17 protein-coding genes, 1 pseudogene and 1 riboswitch are annotated in these 21,413 nt (G+C 70.8%); of the genes and pseudogenes, 11 read left to right on the top strand and 7 right to left on the bottom strand.

The genetic code is table 11. The features are described 5' to 3' along the window. Window positions 1–91: 91 nt before the first annotated feature. On the bottom strand, window positions 92–400 hold the full coding sequence (locus ABZ656_RS32705; RefSeq protein WP_360272630.1) for a hypothetical protein: 309 nt from the start codon (window positions 398–400) through the stop codon (window positions 92–94). A gap of 319 nt (window positions 401–719) precedes the next feature. Here ABZ656_RS32705 and ABZ656_RS32700 point away from each other — a divergent pair. Further along, window positions 720–1,143 (top strand): annotated as a pseudogene (locus tag ABZ656_RS32700) (citrate/2-methylcitrate synthase); the annotation flags it as partial. A gap of 168 nt (window positions 1,144–1,311) precedes the next feature. On the opposite strand, the gene ABZ656_RS32695 reads toward ABZ656_RS32700, so the two are convergent. After that, on the bottom strand, window positions 1,312–1,548 hold the full coding sequence (locus ABZ656_RS32695) for a hypothetical protein (protein WP_054229908.1): 237 nt from the start codon (window positions 1,546–1,548) through the stop codon (window positions 1,312–1,314). A gap of 647 nt (window positions 1,549–2,195) precedes the next feature. After that, entirely contained in the window at window positions 2,196–2,702 is a 507-nt protein-coding gene (locus tag ABZ656_RS32690; RefSeq protein ID WP_101401143.1) for a DUF6082 family protein, read from the bottom strand. Between the two features lie 449 nt (window positions 2,703–3,151). On the opposite strand from ABZ656_RS32690, the gene ABZ656_RS32685 reads away from it, so the two are divergent. Beyond that, on the top strand, window positions 3,152–4,267 hold the full coding sequence (locus ABZ656_RS32685) for a GTP-binding protein (protein ID WP_360272633.1): 1,116 nt from the start codon (window positions 3,152–3,154) through the stop codon (window positions 4,265–4,267). Between the two features lies 1 nt (window position 4,268). Here ABZ656_RS32685 and ABZ656_RS32680 read toward each other — a convergent pair whose 3' ends face one another. Then, a complete protein-coding gene (locus tag ABZ656_RS32680) occupies window positions 4,269–6,728 on the bottom strand; it encodes a DNA topoisomerase IV subunit A (RefSeq protein ID WP_101401145.1) in 2,460 nt (819 codons plus the stop codon). A gap of 279 nt (window positions 6,729–7,007) precedes the next feature. Between ABZ656_RS32680 and ABZ656_RS32675 the strand changes: the two genes are divergently transcribed. The 4 genes from ABZ656_RS32675 (at window position 7,008) to ABZ656_RS32660 (ending at window position 11,925) form a co-directional block, all read left to right on the top strand. Continuing rightward, the gene (locus ABZ656_RS32675; RefSeq protein ID WP_101401146.1) at window positions 7,008–8,348 is read left to right on the top strand and encodes a pitrilysin family protein; all 1,341 of its coding nucleotides are present in this window, start codon (window positions 7,008–7,010) and stop codon (window positions 8,346–8,348) included. Continuing rightward, window positions 8,345–9,733 (top strand): pitrilysin family protein, encoded by a 1,389-nt coding sequence (locus ABZ656_RS32670; RefSeq protein WP_101401147.1) that lies wholly within the window; start codon window positions 8,345–8,347, stop codon window positions 9,731–9,733. The genes ABZ656_RS32675 and ABZ656_RS32670 overlap by 4 nt, the downstream gene beginning before the upstream one ends. A gap of 298 nt (window positions 9,734–10,031) precedes the next feature. Continuing rightward, window positions 10,032–10,192: riboswitch (cyclic di-AMP (ydaO/yuaA leader) on the top strand. Between the two features lie 12 nt (window positions 10,193–10,204). Further along, entirely contained in the window at window positions 10,205–10,969 is a 765-nt protein-coding gene (locus ABZ656_RS32665) for a M23 family metallopeptidase (RefSeq protein WP_101401148.1), read from the top strand. A gap of 260 nt (window positions 10,970–11,229) precedes the next feature. After that, window positions 11,230–11,925, top strand: a complete 696-nt coding sequence (locus ABZ656_RS32660) for a GntR family transcriptional regulator (RefSeq protein WP_101401149.1) — start codon at window positions 11,230–11,232, stop codon at window positions 11,923–11,925. A gap of 183 nt (window positions 11,926–12,108) precedes the next feature. Here ABZ656_RS32660 and ABZ656_RS32655 read toward each other — a convergent pair whose 3' ends face one another. Further along, window positions 12,109–12,390 carry an HPr family phosphocarrier protein gene (locus ABZ656_RS32655; RefSeq protein ID WP_054229914.1) on the bottom strand — a complete coding sequence of 94 codons (282 nt, stop codon included), beginning with the start codon at window positions 12,388–12,390 and terminating at the stop codon, window positions 12,109–12,111. A 179-nt stretch (window positions 12,391–12,569) separates the two neighbouring features. Between ABZ656_RS32655 and ABZ656_RS32650 the strand changes: the two genes are divergently transcribed. The 4 genes from ABZ656_RS32650 (at window position 12,570) to ABZ656_RS32635 (ending at window position 17,997) form a co-directional block, all read left to right on the top strand. After that, the gene (locus tag ABZ656_RS32650; protein WP_360272622.1) at window positions 12,570–15,386 is read left to right on the top strand and encodes a GNAT family N-acetyltransferase; all 2,817 of its coding nucleotides are present in this window, start codon (window positions 12,570–12,572) and stop codon (window positions 15,384–15,386) included. A 127-nt stretch (window positions 15,387–15,513) separates the two neighbouring features. Then, complete coding sequence (locus ABZ656_RS32645; RefSeq protein ID WP_180362100.1) at window positions 15,514–16,101, top strand: DUF5998 family protein; 588 nt, start codon at window positions 15,514–15,516, stop codon at window positions 16,099–16,101. Continuing rightward, window positions 16,101–17,288: a nucleotide pyrophosphatase/phosphodiesterase family protein gene (locus ABZ656_RS32640; RefSeq protein WP_101401152.1), complete on the top strand. Its 1,188-nt coding sequence runs from the start codon at window positions 16,101–16,103 to the stop codon at window positions 17,286–17,288. Before ABZ656_RS32645 ends, ABZ656_RS32640 begins: the two co-directional genes overlap by 1 nt. Before the next feature lie 61 nt (window positions 17,289–17,349). Next, a complete protein-coding gene (locus tag ABZ656_RS32635; RefSeq protein WP_101401153.1) occupies window positions 17,350–17,997 on the top strand; it encodes a thymidine kinase in 648 nt (215 codons plus the stop codon). 20 nt (window positions 17,998–18,017) lie between these two features. Here ABZ656_RS32635 and ABZ656_RS32630 read toward each other — a convergent pair whose 3' ends face one another. Then, window positions 18,018–18,821 (bottom strand): VOC family protein, encoded by an 804-nt coding sequence (locus ABZ656_RS32630; protein ID WP_101401154.1) that lies wholly within the window; start codon window positions 18,819–18,821, stop codon window positions 18,018–18,020. Window positions 18,822–19,145: 324 nt separating this feature from the next. Here ABZ656_RS32630 and ABZ656_RS32625 point away from each other — a divergent pair, with 324 nt between their 5' ends. Continuing rightward, window positions 19,146–19,997, top strand: coding sequence for a sulfurtransferase (locus tag ABZ656_RS32625; protein WP_101401156.1), 852 nt, complete (start codon window positions 19,146–19,148; stop codon window positions 19,995–19,997). Window positions 19,998–20,049: 52 nt separating this feature from the next. Here ABZ656_RS32625 and sepH read toward each other — a convergent pair whose 3' ends face one another. Then, a complete protein-coding gene (gene sepH / locus ABZ656_RS32620; RefSeq protein WP_101401157.1) occupies window positions 20,050–21,105 on the bottom strand; it encodes a septation protein SepH in 1,056 nt (351 codons plus the stop codon). Window positions 21,106–21,413: the final 308 nt, after the last annotated feature.

The following is a 21,413-nucleotide window of genomic DNA, read 5'->3' as shown; positions in this document are numbered from 1 at the left end:
GCCCTCGTACTGGACGTACTTGGGTCTGTGCCTGGTGCGGTGAGAGTGCGTGCATGGCGTCGCGGGGCAGACGGGAATTTGACGACAGGGCCTAGTGCTCGGGGTGCAGCAGCAGCCGCGTCAGCTGGTCGGCGGTGCCGCCGGCGCGGGCGATGTGGCAGGCGATGGCGGCGGTGACCCGGTGCCCGTGCTCGGCCGCGCCCTGACGGTCCTGGCACAGGGCCAGGGTCCGGCCGTCGGAGCCGAGCCCGCTGTAGCTGCCCGCCGCGTAACGGCCGGTGAGGTCGCCGAGCAGGACACGAGATCGGCCGCGGCCCGCGGGGAGCTGGGAGAGGCCCGGGAGGCCGCGTGTGAGAGGAAGGTGCGGCTGGGGGAGTGGCTGGTGGGTGCTGTCTGGCACGGTGGGGTCGTCTCGCAAGGATGGGGAGGCCACCCAGGCCCGCTAGAACCACGGGTGGTGTCCGGGACCGACCTCCACCGGTGCCAGTGAGGTCCCCCAGGATTGCCGTCCTGGAAGCACTCATACATCTGGCCTCGCGTGGAGGCGGGCGTCCCCATCACGGCTCGGCCGGGGCGAAACCGAGCGCTGCCAGAGGTCTCACCCCGGATCGACGCCGCCAGACCCGGGCCGCCCAGAGCCGGAACAGGGAGCGACTGCCTCTGACCGACTGTGAGCGGCCCCGGTTGTGGGTGTCAACGCCGAGCAGGACTTCCTCGGCCCGCGTGACGACCTGCCGTATGCCGCGAACTACCACTACATGCTGACGGGCTCGGAGCCGGACCCTGCGCGGGCCCGTGCGGTCGAGCAGTACTTGCTATCAACCATGGATCACGGATTCAATGCGTCAACCTTCACCGCGCGGGTGGTCGCGTCGACGGGGGCGGACGTGGCCGCGTTCCTGGTGGGTGCGGTCGGGGCGCTGTCGGGCCCGCTGCACGGCGGTGCGCCGAGCCGGGCCCTGGACACCCTCGACGCGATCGGCACTTCCGACCGCATCGCCCCCTGGATCCACCTTCGCCGCGGCCCGCGTCGTCGGCTGGAGCGCCAACATCCTGGAACAGGCGGAGGACCCGAAGATCATCCGTCCGGCGGCACGGTATGTGGGGCCGGTTCCGCCGGTGCCGGTCCCGGCGGCCGGCTGACGCGATCCAGTGTCGTGACACGTGAAGGGCCCGGCATCGCGTCGATGCCGGGCCTGGACGTCGTGGCCCAAGGGGTACCGGGCGGAACTCCGGCCTTCAGATGCCCGCGATCGGTTCCTGGAGCCGTGCCAGGATCAATCCCTGGATCGATTCCTGGCGGCCGTGACGTCAAGCATCCGGGATGTCCTTCTTCGCGCGGAGCAGGGTCTCGCGCGTGATGATGACGATCCGCTCATAGTCGGCTCGTGCGGCGTCGGGCGGAAGCTCGGGGTCGAGTTCCTTGGTGGCCTCGCGCCCAATGACAGCGAAGCTGCCGTCACTGAGTTCGAAGATGTCGGGGCACGACTGACCAGTGGCGCTGCCGCGCTCGCGTGGTGTAGCCCCGACACGTCGCACGATTTTCACGGAGTGGTACCAACCTTATGGCTCGGACTGATGGGTGCCTCCGAGCTGTGGGGTCCTCGGAGCGTGCCTGTCTCCGAGCGGAGATGTTCGTCGGAGGCAGCAAGGTGTCTCCGAGCGCAGGGGTGTTCGTCGGAGTGGAGTGGCCGGAAATCTGGCCAGGCGACAACATAGCGGCTTCTGTTGCCCATGGTGCGCAAAGCAACAACAAGCAGTCGGCGATTCCTGCATCTCGCCTTGACGACACCTGGCATTGGGGTGATGGGTGTGCGCATCGGGGTCACGGCCGGCGTACCTCCCGCGCGCTGGGTGTCCGGGCCGTGTCGCCGCCGGATGCGTGGTGGCCTCCGGAGCTATGGCCGACGCCGGAACACCTTTTCCAAGGTGCTGCGGATGCGTGCCCGGACGCGACACGCGTCGCCCCGTCGGCCGGCGTTGGGGGCTCGGGCGGGGGACCGGTACGGCTCCGAGCGCAGGGGTGTTCGTCGGAGTGGAGTGGCCGGAAATCTGGCCAGGCGACAACATAGCGGCTTCTGTTGCCCATGGTGCGCAAAGCAACAACAAGCGGTCGAGCGTAAGCCAGTGCCTGCCTTGCAGGGGGTGCGCGGGTCGTGTGCGGCGCGCGCGACGGTGGCGGGCGGCGCCAGGGGTCACGGCGATTCTTCGTCGGGCTCTCCCACGACCCACCATTCGTCGGTGTCGGAATCAGTCTGATCCTGTATCAGGCTGTCCATCATCCGGCCCAGTTCGGCCTCTTCGGAGGAGTCGGGCAGACTCTTGCGGTGGTGCTCCGTCGCCACCCAGTACGCCCGGAAGATCTGGTTCTGGCACATGATGCGGAAGTGGCCGTGCAGCTCCGCACGCGTCAGGGCCCCGATCCGGTGGAAGTACAGGGCGTTGATGTAGAGGGCGTTGGCGAAGAGGTACTGCCGTTGCTCCTCGGAGGTGATCTCCGTCTCGTACGTGTTCAGGACCGCGGCGAGGGCTGGATCGTCCATGGCCTTGCACAGCAGATCGAAATGGAGCCGGTGCTGCTCGGTGAGCACAGCGCGCCTGCGCTGCCGTGAGCTGCGTTCCGCGACGGCGTTGGCCGCGAGGGCGAGCTTGGCCCAGGCACCTGAGCCAAGCCTCTGTATCGCGGAATTCTGTGTGGCCATGTCAACCCCCGAATCAGGCGACCGTTCCGCCGGTCGTCGGTTGTGGGGCGACAGGGAGCGGACCGGCGAGCGGTGGGCGGCGCGCTTGCCGTCTCCCAGTTTTGCCGAGCGGCTCTGATCGGCGGGGAGGCGGAGAGGAGGCGCACGGAGGGAAGTGCGGGTCGCGTTTACCGGCGCCATGCCCAACGTGTGCCCCGCGAGCGCCGCTAACAATCGTTCACTTCGCGGGGATTCCTCCCACTCGTATCCTTGGTCGGCAGCCATTCTCCGTACGAGCGCCGGTCCACGAGCCGTCCTCGTCCCAGAGCCGGTTCATGAGCCGGTGCACGCGTCGGTGTGAAAGAGGTCGCCCGTTGAGCCAGCCCAGCCCGCAGCAGGTCCCGGTCGACCAGACCCCACGGCAGGCCCCGATCGACCAGACCTCCGGTGACCAGGTCCACGCCGGGGGAATTTCCGCCCGGCAGATCCCGGTCGTCGTCCTCGCCGGCTTTCTCGGCTCGGGCAAGACCACCCTGCTCAACCACCTCCTGCACCGCAGCGGAGGCAGCCGCATCGGTGCCGTCGTCAACGACTTCGGGGCGATCGAGATCGACGCGATGGCCGTGGCCGGGGCGCTGGGGGACTCCACCGTCTCGCTGGGGAACGGATGCCTGTGCTGCGCCGTCGACGCCAGTGAGCTCGACGAGTATCTCGAGCGGCTGACCCGGCCCTCGGCCCGTGTCGACGTTATCGTCATCGAGGCGAGCGGCCTCGCCGAGCCCCAGGAGCTCGTGCGGATGGTGCTGGCCAGTGAGCATCCGCGGATCGTCTACGGCGGGCTCGTCGAGGTGGTCGACGCGGCCGAGTTCGACGGTACGCGCGAGAAGCATCCCGAGATCGACCGGCATCTCGCCCTCGCCGATCTCGTCGTCGTCAACAAGATCGACCGTGCCGACGACGGCGAGCGCGTGCTGCGCACCGTACGCGAGCTCGTCGACCGGGCCGCTGTCGTGCCCGCCATCTACGGCCGCGTCGACCCCGAGTTCCTCATCGACTGCAGGCCGAGCGAGGAGCGCATCGGACAGCTGTCCTTCGACGACCTCCACCGGCACAACGAGAGCGACCCCCAGGGGCACCACGACCACCTGCACTCCGCCTACGAATCCCTCTCCTTCAGCTCCGAAGTGCCGCTCGGCCCCCGGGAGTTGATGAACTTCCTCGACAGCAGGCCCGAGGGGCTCTACCGCGTCAAGGGCTATGTCGATTTCGGCGTCCAGGACCGGGACAACCGGTATGCCGTGCATGCCGTCGGGCGGTTTCTGCGCTTCTACCCGGAGCCCTGGGCCTTGACCGAGGCGCGGCTCACCCAACTCGTGCTGATCGGCTCCGGCATCGACACCGCGGCACTGACCAAGGAGTTGGAGGCGTGCAAAGAGGACGCCCCACACGCCGACGAACACAGCATGTGGGGCGTCCTCCGCTACGTGCAGGACAGCCACGTGCAGGACAGCCACGTACAGGACCGCTACGTCCAGGACATCCACGTACAGGACGAGGAGCCCGACGGTCTCGAAGAGACCGGTTGATCTACACCGGGCCCGCCACCACCGACACCGTCTTCGCCAGCGACACTCCCGAGCCGTCACGGCGCGGGTCGATCTCCGGCAGCTCGGCCGGTGTGCCGTTCTTCTGCGCGGCCCGCGCCGGAACCGCGCCCGCCCAGGCCAGCGAGAGGCAGTCCTCGCCCTTCAGGAACCGCTGGCAGCGCACGCCACCCGTGGCCCGGCCCTTGCGCGGGTACTGGTCGAAGGGCGTCAGCTTGGCCGTGGTCTGGACGGAGTCGTCCAGGGTGCCGCGCGAGCCCGCCACCGTGAAGACCACCGCGTCCACCGCCGGGTCGACCGCGGTGAAGGAGATCACCTTCGCGCCCTCGGTGAGCTTGATGCCCGTCATGCCGCCGGCCGCCCGGCCCTGCGGGCGGACCTGCGAGGCCTGGTAGCGCAGCAGCTGGGCGTCGTCGGTGATGAAGACCAGGTCCTCCTCGCCGGTGCGCAGCTCGACCGCGCCGACGATCTTGTCGCCGTCCTTGAGGGTGATGACCTCCAACTCCTCCTTGTTCGAGGGGTAGTCGGGGACCACACGCTTCACGACGCCCTGTTCGGTGCCGATCGCCAGGCCGGGCGAGGACTCGTCGAGCGTCGTCAGACAGGCCACCGTCTCGTCCGGCTCCAGGGAGGACAGGAACTCCGCGATCGGCGCGCCTCCGGAGAGGTTGGGCGCCGACGCCGTCTCCGGCAGCTGTGGCAGGTCGATCACGTTCAGCCGGAGCAGGCGGCCCGAGGACGTGACCGCCCCGATCTCGCCGCGGGCCGTCGCCGGCACCGCGGAGACGATCAGATCGTGCTTGGTGCGCTTGGCGTCCTCGGCCTCCCCGAAGGGGTCGCCATGGGCCGTACGTGCCAGCAGACCCGTCGAGGACAGCAGCACCCGGCACGGGTCGTCGGCCACCTGGAGCGAGACCGTCGCGGTGGGGGTGCCCGCGGACTCCAGAAGCACCGTGCGCCGGTCGGTGCCGAACTTCTTGGCGACCGCGGCCAGTTCTCCGGAGACCAGTTTGCGCAGCTCGGCGTCCGAGTCCAGGATGCCGGTCAGCTCGTCGATCTCGCCGTTGAGCCGGTCGCGCTCCGACTCCAGCTCGATGCGGTCGAACCTGGTCAGGCGGCGCAGCGGCGTGTCCAGGATGTACTGCGTCTGGATCTCGGAGAGGGAGAAGCGCTCGATCAGGCGCTCCTTCGCCTGCGCCGAGTTGTCGCTGGAGCGGATGAGGCGGATGACCTCGTCGATGTCCAGGAGGGCGACGAGGAGGCCCTCGACCAGGTGAAGACGGTCGCGCTTCTTGCCGCGGCGGAACTCGCTGCGGCGGCGCACCACGTTGAAGCGGTGGTCGAGATAGACCTCGAGGAGCTCCTTGAGGCCCAGGGTGAGCGGCTGACCGTCCACCAGCGCCACGTTGTTGATGCCGAAGGACTCCTCCATCGGCGTCAGCTTGTAGAGCTGCTCCAGGACCGCTTCCGGCACGAAGCCGTTCTTGATCTCGATGACCAGGCGCAGTCCGTGCGAACGGTCGGTGAGATCCTTCACATCGGCGATGCCCTGGAGCTTCTTGGCGTTGACCAGGTCCTTGATCTTGGTGATCACCTTCTCCGGGCCGACGGTGAAGGGCAGTTCGGTGACGACGAGGCCCTTACGGCGCGCCGTGACGTCCTCCACCGACACCGTGGCGCGGATCTTGAAGGTGCCGCGGCCCGACTCGTAGGCGTCCCTGATCCCGGTCAGGCCGACGATCCGGCCGCCCGTGGGCAGGTCGGGACCCGGCACGTACTTCATCAGCGTGTCCAGGTCGGCGCCCGGATAGCGGATCAGGTGACGGGCGGCCGCGATGACCTCGCCGAGGTTGTGCGGCGGCATGTTCGTCGCCATACCGACGGCGATCCCGGACGAGCCGTTGACCAGCAGGTTCGGGTACGCCGCCGGGAGGACGTCGGGCTCCTGCTCCTGGCCGTCGTAGTTCGGCGCGAAATCGACCGTGTCCTCGTCGATGGACTCGGTCATCAGTGACGTGGCGTCGGCCATCCGGCACTCGGTGTAACGCATGGCGGCCGGCGGGTCGTCGTTGCCGAGCGAGCCGAAGTTGCCGTGGCCGTCGACCAGCGGCAGGCGCATGGAGAAGGGCTGGGCCAGCCGCACCAGCGCGTCGTAGATCGACGCGTCGCCGTGCGGGTGGAGCTTACCCATGACCTCGCCGACGACACGGGCGCACTTCACATAGCCGCGGTCGGGGCGCAGCCCCATCTCGTTCATCTGGTACACGATGCGGCGGTGCACGGGCTTGAGGCCGTCACGGGCATCCGGCAGGGCTCGCGAATAGATGACCGAGTACGCGTATTCGAGGAAGGAGCCCTGCATCTCGTCCACGACGTCGATGTCGAGGATCTTCTCCTCGTACGAGTCGTCGGGCGGCGGGGTCTTCGTGCTGCGGCGGGCCATCGCTGCTGCGGCTCCTTCACAGTCTCTGCCGGGGCATGAACGGGTTCTGACGCGCACCATTGTGGACCGCCGCACTGACAACGCGGACCGCGACCCGTCCATAGAGGCTCCACGGGGCCCCGCCCCGATCGCTCACGGTGAACGGAAGTCCGGCCTCCCACCTCAGGAATTCTCGCTCTCGGCGTACGAGGTGCGGGAACTTCGCCACCTGTCGGCGCGCTTGCATACAGTGGCAGGACCGGCAGGAATTCTGCAGTTTCCGCGATCGAAGGGACGTACATGCCCATGGGTCACACGGCCACAGCTGAGGCAGGCTCCGGCGGCCTGACAGCGACCGAGCACCGCCTGGCCAACGGCCTGCGCGTGGTGCTCTCCAAGGACCACCTGACCCCGGTCGCGGCGGTGTGCCTCTGGTACGACGTCGGCTCACGGCACGAGGTCAAGGGCCGTACCGGCCTTGCTCACCTTTTCGAGCACCTGATGTTCCAGGGCTCCGGTCAGGTGAAGGGCAACGGCCACTTCGAACTGGTGCAGGGCGCGGGCGGCTCCCTCAACGGAACGACCAGCTTCGAGCGCACCAACTACTTCGAGACGATGCCCGCCCACCAGCTGGAGCTCGCCCTCTGGCTGGAGGCCGACCGCATGGGCTCGCTGCTGGCCGCGCTCGACGACGAGTCCATGGAGAACCAGCGGGACGTCGTCAAGAACGAGCGCCGCCAGCGGTACGACAACGTGCCCTACGGCACCGCCTTCGAGAAGCTGACCGGGCTCGCCTACCCCGAGGGCCACCCGTACCACCACACCCCGATCGGGTCGATGGCGGACCTGGACGCGGCGACCCTGGAGGACGCCCGCGCCTTCTTCCGCACCTACTACGCGCCGAACAACGCGGTGCTCTCCGTGGTCGGGGACATCGACCCGGAGCAGACGCTCGCCTGGATCGAGAAGTACTTCGGCTCCATCCCCGGGCACGACGGCAAGCCCGCCCCGCGCGACGGCTCGCTGCCCGAGGTCATCGGCGAGCAGCTGCGCGAGGTCGTCGAGGAGGAGGTCCCGGCGCGCGCCCTGATGGCCGCCTACCGGCTCCCGGAGGACGGCACGCGCGCGGCCGACGCGGCCGACGTGGCGCTCACCATCCTCGGCGGCGGCGAGTCGTCCCGGCTCTACAACCGGCTCGTACGCCGCGACCGCACCGCCGTCGCGGCCGGGTTCGGCCTGCTGCGGCTCGCCGGAGCGCCCTCCCTGGGCTGGCTGGACGTGAAGACGTCCGGTGACGTCGAGGTCCCGGTGATCGAGTCCGCCGTCGACGAGGAGCTCGCCCGGTTCGCCGAGGAGGGCCCCACCGACGAGGAGATGGAGCGCGCCCAGGCCCAGTTGGAGCGCGAGTGGCTGGACCGGCTCGGTACGGTCGCGGGCCGCGCCGACGAACTGTGCCGGTACGCCGTCCTGTTCGGCGACCCGCAGCTCGCCCTGACGGCCGTACAGCGCGTCCTGGACATCACGGCCGCGGAGGTCCAGGAGGTCGCCAAGTCCCGCCTGCGCCCCGACAACCGCGCGGTGCTCGTGTACGAGCCGGTCGCTGCCGACACCACCGAAGAGGACGAGGAGGCGGCGAAGTGACCGAGCTCGCCACCATGGACTTCCACCCGCAGCCCCAGGCGGGTCAGCCCAAGCCCTGGGCCTTCCCGGCGCCCGAGCGCGGCACGCTGGACAACGGCCTGACCGTGCTGCGCTGCCACCGCCCCGGCCAGCAGGTCGTCGCCGTCGAGGTGCTGCTCGCCGCGCCGCTGGAGGCCGAGCCCGCGGGCCTCGACGGCGTCGCCACGATCATGGCGCGCGCCTTCTCCGAGGGCACCGACAAGCTTTCCGCCGAGGAGTTCGCCTCCGAGCTGGAGCGCTGCGGCGCCACCCTGGACGCGCACGCCGACCACCCCGGCGTACGGCTGTCGCTCGAAGTGCCCGTCTCGCGCCTGCCCAAGGCGCTCGGGCTGCTCGCCGACGCCCTGAGGGCACCGGCGTTCTCGGACAGCGAGGTCGAGCGGCTGGTGCGTAACCGGCTCGACGAGATCCCGCACGAGACGGCCAACCCGGCCCGGCGTGCCGCCAAGGAGCTCTCCAAGGAGCTGTTCCCGGCGACCTCGCGCATGTCGCGCCCGCGCCAGGGCACCGAGGAGACCGTCCAGAAGATCGACTCGGCGGCCGTACGCGCCTTCTTCGACAAGCACGTACGTCCCGCCACGGCCGCCGCCGTGATCGTCGGCGACCTGACGGGCGTCGACCTCGACGCGCTGCTCGCCGAGACGCTCGGCGACTGGACCGGCTCGTCCGCCGAGCCGCGCCCCGTGCCGCCGGTGACCGCCGACGACACCGGCCGTGTGATCATCGTGGACCGCCCCGGCGCGGTCCAGACGCAGCTGCTCATCGGCCGCGTCGGCGCCGACCGGCACGACCGTGTGTGGCCCGCCCAGGTGCTCGGCACGTACTGCCTCGGCGGCACCCTCACCTCGCGCCTGGACCGAGTCCTGCGCGAGGAAAAGGGCTACACCTACGGTGTGCGGGCGTTCGGCCAGGTCCTGCGTGCCGCCCCGGACGGAACCGGTATCGCGATGCTCGCCATCAGCGGCTCCGTGGACACTCCGAACACCGGCCCGGCGCTGGACGACCTCTGGAAGGTGCTGCGCACCCTCGCCGCCGAGGGCCTGACGGACGCCGAGCGCGACATCGCCGTACAGAACCTGGTGGGGGTGGCGCCCCTCAAGTTCGAGACCGCGGCGGCCGTGGCGGGCACGCTCGCGGACCAGGTCGAGCAGTACCTGCCGGACGACTACCAGGCGACGCTGTACCAGCAGCTCGCCGCGACCGGCACCGTGGAGGCCACCGCGGCCGCCGTGAGCGCCTTCCCGGTGGACCGTCTGGTGACCGTCCTTGTCGGCGACGCCGCGCACATCCAGGAGCCCGTCAAGGCCCTCGGAATCGGTGAAGTGACCGTCGTTCCGGCGGAGTAGGGGTTCGGCGGAGCAGCGGCTCAGTAGAAGCCGGCTGGAAGCCGAGCCGCACGCGGAGCGGAAGAGCGTGACTCCGTAGGGCCCGGGTGACTGAAGAGTCGCCCGGGCCCCTTTTTGCTCGGATTTCCGCTCGGATTCCGCTTGGACTTCATCCCCAAGATGTCCGTATTGGTAGGGAGGTTGCCCGTCTGCCCTGTGGCATGCACTACAAAAACCGTGATCCGTTTGTTGATTGAAAGACGCCCCGTCTAGCGTCGGGGCGGCTGTTCGTCAGGCAGTGCGCCGCGCCCGCGGCACCGGACAGTCATCGCCGAGTCCCCGTACGGCGCGAGCCAGGGGAGCCGGGGACCCATACGCAGTCCCTGGGGTGAATCGGACGCCCTCCCTGGAGGGGGTCCGTAGGAGACCTTCCTGCTCCGAACCCGTCAGCTAACCCGGTAGGCGAGAGGGAAGGAAAGGATCAGCCCCTACATGGCGTTCACCTGTGGCCCCGGGAAACACCGCCGTCCGAGCCGCGTGAAGCGCTCCACCACGAACGCCGTCGGCGTCGCCGCGCTCACCACCACCGGTGTCATCGGAACCCTGGCCGCCCCGGCGCTCGCCGCGGACGCCTCCGTCGAGCAGACCGGGCTGACCCAGGCCGTCACCCTCGGCGACAGGGTCGCCGCCCAGATTGACGCGCAGGCCGCCGCCCAGCAGCGCGCCGCCGACGAGGCAGCGGCACGCAAGAAGGCCGAAGAAGCCGCGCGCAAGAAGGCCGCCGAGGAGGCGAAGAAGGAGCGCGAGGCCAAGGAGCGTGCCGCCCGCGCCGCCGAGCGCAAGCGCCTCAACACCTTCGTCCTGCCGATCACCGGCTCGTACATCTCCACCGGCTACAAGACCGGCGGCAGCCTCTGGTCCTCGGGCAGCCACACCGGCGTCGACTTCCACGCCGCCTCCGGGACCCCGGTCCACGCGGTCGGCTCCGGCACGGTCGTCACGGCCGGCTGGGGTGGTGCCTACGGCAACCAGATCGTCCTGAAGATGCACGACGGCACCTACACGATGTACGGCCACCTGTCGTCCATCGGCGTCTCCGTGGGGCAGACGGTCACCCCGGGCCAGCAGATCGGCCTTTCCGGCTCCACCGGGAACACCACCGGGCCGCACCTCCACTTCGAGGCCCGCACGACGGCGGAGTACGGCTCCGACATGGACCCGGTCGCCTACCTCCGCTCGCACGGCGTGAACGTCTGACGCTCGCGCGGCGTGATCCTCCGACGCTCGGACGGTGTGATCCTCTGCCGCTCGCGCACCCTGGACGTCCGACGACCGGCGTCAACACTTCCGAAGCCCCGGCTCCCCACAGCCGGGGCTTCGTCGTTTCGAACGACTGTCTGTCCAAAAAATATCCATGGATTCCGGCCCGCCATCGGAAATTCAGGCTCTCTGCAATAGAGTCGCTGAACAAGCGTCAATCGACCGCGTTTCGCGGGGATTAAGGCGGAGGTCCGGTCATGCGCATTCCCGCGCACTCGGTATGCACGGCGATCCGTGACGACATCGTCGCGGGTGTCTACGAGCGCGGCAGCCGGCTCACCGAGGAACTGCTCGCGCGCCGCTACGGCGTGTCGCGGGTCCCCGTGCGCGAGGCCCTGCGCACGCTGGAGGCCGAGGGCTTCGTCGTCACCCGTCGGCACGCGGGCGCATGCGTCGCGGAGCCCACCGAGCAGGAGGCCGCGGACCTGCTGGAGATGCGCATGCTCCTGGAGCCGCTGGGCGCCGCGAGGGCCGCGCAGCGGCGCACCGAGGCTCACCTCAAGGTGCTTCGAGGCCTGGTCAGGCTGGGGCAGGAGCGGGCCAGGAGGGGGAACAGCGAGGATCTGCGCTCGCTCGGCGGCTGGTTCCACGAGACCCTTGCGCAGGCCTCCGGGAGCCCCGCCCTGACCTCCACGCTGGCCCAGCTGCGGCACAAGATCGCCTGGATGTACGCGGTCGAGGCGCCGGCCAATCCGGCGGAGTCCTGGGCGGAGCACGGCGGGATCGTGGACGCGGTGGCGCGCGGCGACAGTGAGCGGGCGCGGGCCGTCACGGCGCTGCACACCGAGCGCGCGACGGTCGCGCACCGGCTGCGCTTTCCCGGCGGGGGAGATCGGCCGGAGCGTGTGAGGACTTCGCAACGTCCCGTAAACATGATGGGCGTGCGTCATTAACACCGGCGCCGTATACAAAGAGGGGTAATTCGCGGGGGATTACTTCTGCTGCCCGTAATTAGGAAACGCGAAGGGCCCGCCCGATGTTTTCGGGCGAGCCCTTCGAATGTGTGCGGGGCTGGGTCTTTTGGTGCGAAGACCACTCCCGCCGTCAATTGAGGAACCCCGCTCGGGGGCTCTTTCTCAGACGGTCTCGGGGAGCTCCTCGAGACCCTCCGCCACCAGCTTCGCCAGCCGGTCGAGCGCGGCGTCCGCACCCTCGGCGTCCGAGGCGAGGACGATCTCCTCGCCGCCCTGGGCGCCCAGGCCGAGGACCGCCAGCATGGAGGCCGCGTTGACGGGGTTGCCCTCCGCCTTGGCGATCGTCACGGGGATACCGGAGGCCGTGGCCGCCCGGACGAAGATGGAGGCGGGACGGGCGTGGAGGCCCTCGGCCCAGCCGACGTTGACGCGGCGCTCAGCCATGTGATGCTGCCCTTCAGGTGTTCAGGGTTGTCTAGACCAGTGTTCCACAACGTGAAGCGAGCCCGGGGCAGGGTGCTGTTCCTGTCCCGGACTCCGCGTCGGATCCCGGCCTGGATCCGACTTCGGTGCCCCTAGCCTGCCTCGCGCCGTTGTCGGACGCGAGCCGTACTCTGGGGCCCATGCAGACCTCGTCGGACCGGCACGAGTACCCCTCCCACTGGGAGGCCGACGTGGTGCTGCGCGACGGCGGCACCGCCCGCATCAGGCCCATCACCGTCGACGACGCCGAGCGGCTGGTGAGCTTCTACGAGCAGGTGTCGGACGAGTCGAAGTACTACCGCTTCTTCGCGCCCTATCCGCGCCTGTCCGCCAAGGACGTCCACCGCTTCACGCACCACGACTTTGTGGACAGGGTGGGGCTCGCGGCCACGGTCGGCGGCGAGTTCATCGCCACCGTACGCTATGACCGTATTAATGCCGATGGTCGGGCCGCCTCCGCGCCCGCCGACGAGGCCGAGGTCGCCTTCCTCGTGCAGGACGCCCACCAGGGCCGCGGCGTCGCCTCGGCCCTCTTGGAGCACATCGCGGCCGTCGCCAGGGAGCGGGACATCCGCCGTTTCGCCGCCGAGGTGCTGCCCGCCAACACCAAGATGATCAAGGTGTTCACGGACGCCGGGTACCAGCAGAAGCGGCACTTCGAGGACGGCGTCGTACGCCTGGAGTTCGACCTCGAACCCACCGACCGCTCGCTCGCCGTGCAGCGCGCGCGGGAGCAGCGCGCCGAGGCGCGGTCCGTGCAGCGACTGCTCGCGCCCGGCTCGGTCGCCGTCGTCGGAGCGGGCCGCGCCCCCGGCGGGGTGGGACGCAGTGTCCTCGACAACCTGCGCGAGGCCGGGTTCACCGGGCGCCTGTATGCCGTGAACAAGGCACTCCAGGAGAAGGAGCTCGACGGCGTCCCGGCCCACCGCTCCGTCCGTGACATCGCCGAGCCCGTCGACCTCGCGGTCGTCGCCGTGCCCGCGCCGTTCGTGCCCGAAGTCGTCGCGGAGTGCGGCGAGCACGGGGTGCAGGGCCTCGTGGTCGTCTCCGCCGGGTACGCCGAGAGCGGCCCCGCCGGACGCGAGCGCCAGCGTGCCCTCGTCCGCCAGGCCCGTACGTACGGGATGCGCATCATCGGACCGAACGCCTTCGGGGTCATCAACACCTCCCCCGAGGTGCGCCTCAACGCCTCGCTCGCGCCCGAGATGCCGCGCCCCGGGCGGATAGGCCTGTTCGCCCAGTCAGGCGCGATCGGGATCGCCCTGCTCTCCCGGCTGCACCGGCGCGGCGGCGGCGTCACCGGCGTGACCGGAGTGTCCACCTTCGTCTCCTCCGGGAACCGCGCGGACGTGTCCGGCAACGACGTACTCCAGTACTGGTACGACGACCCGGACACCGACGTCGCCCTGATGTACCTCGAGTCCATCGGCAACCCCCGCAAGTTCACCCGGCTCGCCCGGCGGACGGCGGCGGCCAAGCCGCTGGTCGTGGTCCAGGGCGCACGGCACGCCGCCGCTCCTCAGGGGCATGCCGTACGGGCCACCCGGCTGCCGCACGCCACCGTGTCCGCGCTGCTGCGGCAGGCCGGGGTGATCCGGGTCGACACGATCACCGAGCTGGTCGACGCGGGGCTCCTGCTGGCCCGCCAGCCGCTCCCCGCGGGACCCCGGGTGGCGATCCTCGGCAACTCGGAGTCCCTGGGGCTGCTGACGTTCGACGCGTGCCTCGCCGAAGGACTGCGACCGCTTCCTCCGCTGGATCTGACCACGGCGGCTTCGGCGGAGGACTTCCACAGGGCGCTGACGAAAGCCCTCGCCGATGACAGGTGCGACGCCGTGGTGGTGACCGCCATACCGGCGGTGGGGGAGACGTCGGCCCAGGACGCGGCCCTGGCACAGGCCCTGCGATCGGCCTCGGCCTCGGCTCCGGCGAAGCCGGTGCTCGTGGTGCACGTCGAGCTCGGTGGGCTCGCGGAAGCCCTGTCGGCGGCGGCCAGCACCGCACCACAGGCGGCGTCCACGGCACCCGGTGCTCAGGCACCCCGCCCCGCCGAACGCCCGGCCACCGTGGTGAGCGGTCCCCCGGAGGCGAGCCCCCGGCTCATCCCGGCCTACCCGGCCGCCGAGCGCGCCGTGCGCGCCCTCGGCGAGGCCGTGAAGTACGCCCAGTGGCGGCGCGAGGCGGCCGACCCCGGAAAGGTCCCCGAGTACGAGGACATCGACGAGAAGGGCGCCGCCGAGCAGATCGACGAGCTGCTCTCCCGGGGCTCGGGACTGACGCTCGGCCCCGAGGACGCCTGCGTGCTGCTCGGGCGGTACGGCATCGACGTACACCGGGCCCTGCCGGCGCCGACACCCGACGAGGCCGCCGCGGCCGCGCGCACCCTCGGCTACCCCGTGGCCCTCAAGACCACCGCCCCGCACCTGAGACACCGCGCCGACCTGGGCGGCGTACGCCTGGACCTGACGGACGAGGCGCAACTGAGGTGGGCGTACACGGAGTTGACCGACCTCTTCGGAACGCCGGAGGTGCTGCGCCCGGTCGTGCAGAGTATGGCGCCGCGCGGGGTCGACACGGTCGTACGGGCCGTCATCGACCCGGCGGCCGGAGCGGTGCTCTCGTTCGGCCTGGCCGGAGCCGCGTCGGAGCTGCTCGGGGACACGGCACACCGGCTGGTTCCGGTCACCGACCGGGACGCGAGCTCGCTGGTCCGGTCGATCCGGACGGCGCCGCTCCTGTTCGGCTGGCGGGGCTCGGCGCCGGTCGACACCGTGGCCCTCGAAGAGCTGATGCTGCGCGTCTCGCGGCTGGTCGACGACCACCCGGAGGTCGTCGCCGTCTCCCTGGAGCCGGTGGTGGTCGCTCCGCGCGGCCTGAGCGTGCTCGGCGCCACCGTCCGGCTGGCCCGCGCCCCCGTCCGCGACGACCTCGGTCCCCGCACACTTCCCGTCGTCTGAGCCGTACGAGTCCCGTCGTCCGAGCCGTTCCGGCGCCCGCCGCCGTCGACGATTCGTTCTGATCCGTCCACGACAGACACCCGCGAGCGGTGCCTCGCAGTCAGTGGGCCACCGTAGGATGGACGTCATGGCCAAGACCAGTACGACGACCCAGGGGCTGCGAGCGGCGATCGAGCGCAGCGGCTACTACCCGGCCCTCGTGGCCGAGGCGGTGGAGGCCGCGATCGGCGGCGAGACCATCCGGTCGTACCTGGTCCACCAGGAGACGACGTTCGACGCCAACGAGGTGCGCCGGCACGTGACCGTGCTCGTCCTCACCGGCAACCGCTTCATCGTGAGCCACACCGACGAGCAGAACGCGGACACGACCTCACCGACGCCGTACGCCACGACCTCGACCGAGTCCGTGAAACTCGGCCGGATCTCGTCGGTCGTCGTCAGCCGGGTCGTCGCCAACCCCGAGTCGTACACACCGGGCACGCTGCCCCGCGAGGTCGTCCTGACCATCGGCTGGGGCGCGGTCTCCCGCATCGACCTGGAGCCCGCGGCCTGCGGCGATCCCAACTGCGAGGCGGACCACGGCTACACGGGCAACTCGACGGCGGACGACCTGAGCCTGCGCGTCAGCGAGGCCGGGGACGGCCCGGAGACGGTGCGCCAGGCCCTCGCCTTCGCGCAGTCCCTCTCCGAGGCGACCGCGGACATCGCCCGCTGATGGCGCTGCCCACCTGGGACCACCCGGAACCGCTGGCCATCGACTCAGCGCCCGTCCCCGAGTACGGCGCGGGCTCGCTCGCCGATCTCCTGCCCACGCTCGCCGCCGGCATGGGCGTCCCCGGCATGACCACCGCCATACCGGAGCTGACCGGGGCCGACCGGAACTGCGTCTTCCTGATCGACGGTCTCGGCTGGGAGCAGCTGAAGGCGCACCCGGACGAGGCCCCCTTCATGAGCTCCCTCCTCGGGAGCTCGCGCGGCGGCACCGGCCGCCCGATCACCGCCGGCTACCCGGCGACCACCGCGAGCTCCCTGGCCTCCGTCGGCACGGGCCTGCCGCCCGGCGCGCACGGCCTGCCCGGCTACACCGTGCGCAACCCGAGGACCGGCGAGCTGATGAACCAGCTGCGCTGGAGTCCCTGGACGGAACCCCGCGCCTGGCAGCCGTACCCCACCGTCTTCCAGCTCGCGGACGCGGCGGGTGTGCACACGGCTCAGGTCTCGTCCCCGACCTTCCAGAACACCCCGCTCACGAAGATCGCCCTGAGCGGCGGAACGTTCCACGGGCGGCTGTCCGGCGAGGAGCGCATGGATCTCGCGGCCGAACAACTGGCCGCCGGTGACCGCTCGTTGGTGTACACCTACTACGCCGAGGTGGACGGCAAGGGCCACCGCTTCGGCGTCGACTCCGACCCCTGGCGCGGCCAGCTGATGTACGTCGACCGCCTGGTCCAGCGCCTCGCGGAGCAACTGCCGCCGCGCGCGGCGCTGTACATCACCGCCGACCACGGCATGATCGACATCCCCTTCGACGAGCAGCACCGCATCGACTTCGACGAGGACTGGGAGCTGCGCGCGGGAGTCGCCCTGCTGGGCGGCGAGGCCCGGGCCCGGCACGTGTACGCCGTCCCGGGTGCCGAGGCGGACGTCCTGACCTGCTGGCGCGAGGTGCTCGGCGAGCAGTTCTGGGTGGCTTCGCGCGACGAGGCGATCGCGGCGGGCTGGTTCGGGCCCCAGGTCGACGAACGGGTGTACTCCCGGATCGGCGACGTCGTGGCGGCGGCCTGCGACGACGTCCTGATCGTCGCGACCGAGCGGGAGCCGAAGGAGTCGGCGATGGTCGGCAACCACGGTTCGATGGCACCGGTGGAGCAGCACGTTCCGCTCCTGGAAGTACGTACCTGACCCCTCCCCGCCCGTTCCCCTCCGCCCGTCTCCCTTCTTGTCGAAAGGTGCTCAACTCCCCATGCCCGAGCTGGTGTTCTTCTCCGGAACGATGGACTGCGGGAAGTCGACGCTGGCTCTCCAGATCGAGCACAACCGCTCGGCCCGGGGCCTGCAGGGCATGATCTTCACGCGCGACGACCGCGCGGGAGAGGGCAAGCTCTCCTCGCGCCTCGGCCTGGTCACGGACGCCGTGGAGGTCGCGGACGACCAGGACCTGTACGCGTACCTCGTCGTCCACCTCTCCCAGGGCGGCCGGGCGGACTACGTGATCGCGGACGAGGCCCAGTTCCTGGCCCCGGGGCAGATCGACCAACTGGCCCGGGTGGTCGACGACCTGGGCATCGACGTCTTCGCCTTCGGCATCACCACCGACTTCCGCTCCAAGCTCTTCCCGGGCTCCCAGCGCCTCGTGGAGCTCGCCGACCGGGTCGAGGTCCTCCAGGTCGAGGCTCTGTGCTGGTGCGGCGCCCGCGCCACCCACAACGCCCGCACGATAGGCGGCGAAATGGTCGTCGAGGGTGCCCAGGTGGTCGTCGGTGACGTCAATCAGGCGGAGGACATCGGCTACGAGGTCCTGTGCCGTCGACACCACCGGCGCCGGATGACGGCGGCGACGGCCCGCGCGGGCGCCCTCTCGCCCGACGTACTGCCGATCGCCTCCGCCTGACTCTCAGCGCGCGGCGTGGATCATCGCTCGGTGCGGATCACCGAGAACACCGCGCCCTCCGGGTCCGCCACCGTGGCCACCCGCCCGTAGGGCGAGTCGTGGGCCGCCTTGAGAAGATGTCCGCCGAGGCCGGTGGCCTGGGCGACGGCCTCGTCCACGTCCGAGACCTCGAAGTACGTCAGCCAGTGCGGGCCGCGGTCGCGGGGCAGGCCGTGGCCGACGCCGTGCACGCCTGCCACCGGGCGGCCGTCGATGTGCAGCGTCATGTAGTCGAAGTCGGCCGAGACGACAGGCTCCGGCTCGTGTCCGAAGACCCCCTGGTAGAACTTGACGACGCTCTCGGTGTCGCGGGTCACCAACTCGATCCAGGCGGGGGTGCCGTGCACCCCGTGGAGCGCCGTGCCCAGATGGGCCGCCGCCTGCCAGACCCCGAAGACGGCGCCCGTCGGGTCCGAGGCGATCAGCAGCCGCCCGGCCTCTCCGGCGTCCAGGGGACCCACGCCCACGGTGCCGCCGCAGTGCCGTACCGACTCGGCGGTGTGGTTCACGTCATCCGAGGCGAAATACGGCGTCCAGGCGATCGGCAGATGCCGGTCGGGTGGCATCTGTCCGATTCCCGCCACCTCGTGGCCGTCGAGCAGGGCCCGCGCATACGGGCCGAGCTGCCGCGGGCCCGGCTGGAACTCCCAGCCGAACAGCTCTCCGTAGAACTCCTGGGTCGTGGCCATCCCGTGCACCATCAGGCTCACCCAGCAGGGCACGCCGGGTGCGTGCCGAGCGTTCGTGGTGCCGTTCGGGCCGGCCGACTCCCGTGCCTCCGTCATCGTCACTCTCTTCTCGGCCCCTCGCGGTGGCCGTTCACCTTCCGCCTACCAACACGCGTTCCGCAATCGCGCGCGTGCACGCCCCGTGCCGATGCTCGCACCACCCGTCACCCTGCGCGCCCCGGCGGCGTCATCGTGTAGCGGTCCACTGCCGGAGAATGCCCGATGTGCCGTTTCCCATCCGTTTCCGCGCGATTGCCGGGGGGTGTCCATCGGCTGTACAGCATGTGCCCGATCCCGTACGCCCGGTGATCGGACCTGTCCGGCCGAGCAGAGTAGCCGGACCTGGACGCCGGGGCCACCCCGTACGCAAGGATGGTGGCTATGAACGCCATCATCTCCGCAGCCGAACTCGCGAGCGACCTGGCGGGACCGAACCCGCCGGTCGTGCTCGACATCCGCTGGCAGCTCTCCACGGCGACGGCCGCCGGGGCCGCCCCCTTCGACGGCCGGGCCGCCTACGCGGCAGGGCACATCCCCGGCGCGGTCTTCGTCGACCTGGATGCCGAACTGGCCGGGGAGCCGGGCGTGGGCGGCCGTCATCCGCTGCCCGACCTGGAGGTCTTCGGCGAGGCGATGCGGACCGCCGGGGTGTCCGCGGACCGGGATGTCGTCGTGTACGACGGTGGCGTGGGGTGGGCCGCCGCGCGGGCCTGGTGGCTGCTGGGCTGGACAGGTCATCCGTCGGTGCGCGTGCTCGACGGCGGCCTGGCCGCCTGGAGCGGGCCGGTGTCCTCGGAGATCCCCGAGCCCGCCCCCGGAACCTTCGAGCCGGCCGCGGGAGCCCGGCCGCTGCTGGACGCGGACGGGGCCGCCGCGCTCGCCCGCACGGGGCTGCTGCTCGACGCCCGGGCCGGTGAGCGCTATCGGGGCGAGGTCGAGCCGATCGACCCCGTGGGCGGGCACATCCCGGGCGCGGTATCGGCGCCGACCACGGAGAACGTCACGGAGACCGGCGAGTTCCGGCCATCGGGTGAGCTCGCGGAACGCTTCAAGTCCCTCGGTGTGACCGGCACTTCGGAGGTCGGCGTCTACTGCGGTTCGGGCGTCTCCGCCGCCCACGAGGTGCTGGCGCTCGCCGTCGCGGGCATCCCGGCCGCGCTGTACGTGGGTTCCTGGTCGGAGTGGTCGCGGGACGGCAGCCGTCCGGTCGCGGTGGGCCCCGACCCCCAGTAACGGCAAAGGGGCCCGCTCCAGCGTGGCGCGGGCCCCGACGTCGTACAACTGACTAGTCCTGCTTCTTTCGTCGCGTCCCGAAGACGATCTCGTCCCAGCTCGGGACCGCCGCTCTGCGGCCCGGGCGGACGCCGTCGGCCTCGGCCTGGCGGTCGGTCGCGCCGACGAGACGGTCACGGTGGCTGCCGACCGAGCGGGGCATGAGCACGTCCGCGTAGGCGGAACCGGCACCGGCCGAGGCCGCGGGGGCCGGGGGCTCCTCCGCCTCGGGCTCGGTGGGCGGCTCCTCCGTCGCCGGGAGCTCCGTGGTGGCGGGCCGCTCGGGCACCACCATGTCGCCCCGGAAGCTGGGCACCGCTTCCAGGAGGCTGGTGAGCGAGTCGCGGTCGCTCACGCTCTCCTCGACCGGCTCGGGGGAGGGCCCGGGCAGGCTCGGGCGTTCCATCTGCCGGTCCAGGGCACGGTCCAGCGGGCGGTCGCGCGGCAGCCGTGCGATACGAGGGACGAACGGGAAGCTCGGCTCGGGCGCGGCGAGGTCGTCGGACTCGCCGATCAGTGAGCGTGCCTCGTCGTCGACGGCCTGGACGAGCCGCCGGGGCGGGTCGTACGTCCAGCTCGCCGAGTGCGGCTCGCCCGCGACCCGGTAGACCAGCAGCACTTCCCACGTGCCGTCGTCACGACGCCACGAGTCCCACTGGACGGTGTCCTTCTCGGCACCCCGGATCAGCAGCCGTTCCTGGACGGCCTCACCGAGCTGAGGTCCGGCGTTCTCGCCGGGGCGGCGGACAGGAGTCTTCCGGGCACGCTCGGCCATGAAGGCACGCTCGGCGAGCACGGGGCCCTCGAAGCGACGCACCCGGTCGACGGGGATTCCCGCGAGCTGGGCGACTTCCTCCGCGGAGGCGCCGGCACGTATCCGCGCCTGGATGTCTCGGGGGCGGAGATGGCTCTCCACCTCGATCTCGATCTGGCCGAGGCGGGGACGGTCGCCGCGAACAGCGGCGCGCAGACGCTCGTCAATCGGAAGCGTGTACTCCGTGCTGTCCGCAGCCTTCAGCACCAGCCGTGTGCCGTCGTTAGAGACGGCCACGACACGCAGTTCGGGCATGGGGACCTCCCGGGTGGTGCCTGCCGACGTCACGTGCGTCGCTGCTTCCGCTAGTCGAGTGTGGCCTGCCCGGGTGCAGCCTGCCACAACCTTGCCGAGTTGCCCGGCGTGTCGGGCACGGGCCCGGGGTCGCCGTTATGGCACGGTTACCTATTCGCAACGCTAAGTGACGAACTCCATCACCCTGTGCAACGAGCCCCCTCCCGGCGGTCCTGTCAGGCCCCGGACACCCTGGCGGGAGTCCGGACCCAGGGCTCGCAACAGTACTCCATTCGGGCCATGTGCGTGGATCGGCACGCCGCCCAACT

Origin of the sequence: Streptomyces sp. NPDC007095 (genome assembly GCF_040634475.1) — a bacterium.
Classification (GTDB): Bacteria; Actinomycetota; Actinomycetes; order Streptomycetales; family Streptomycetaceae; genus Streptomyces.
This window is presented reverse-complemented; position numbering and strand designations above follow the sequence as displayed.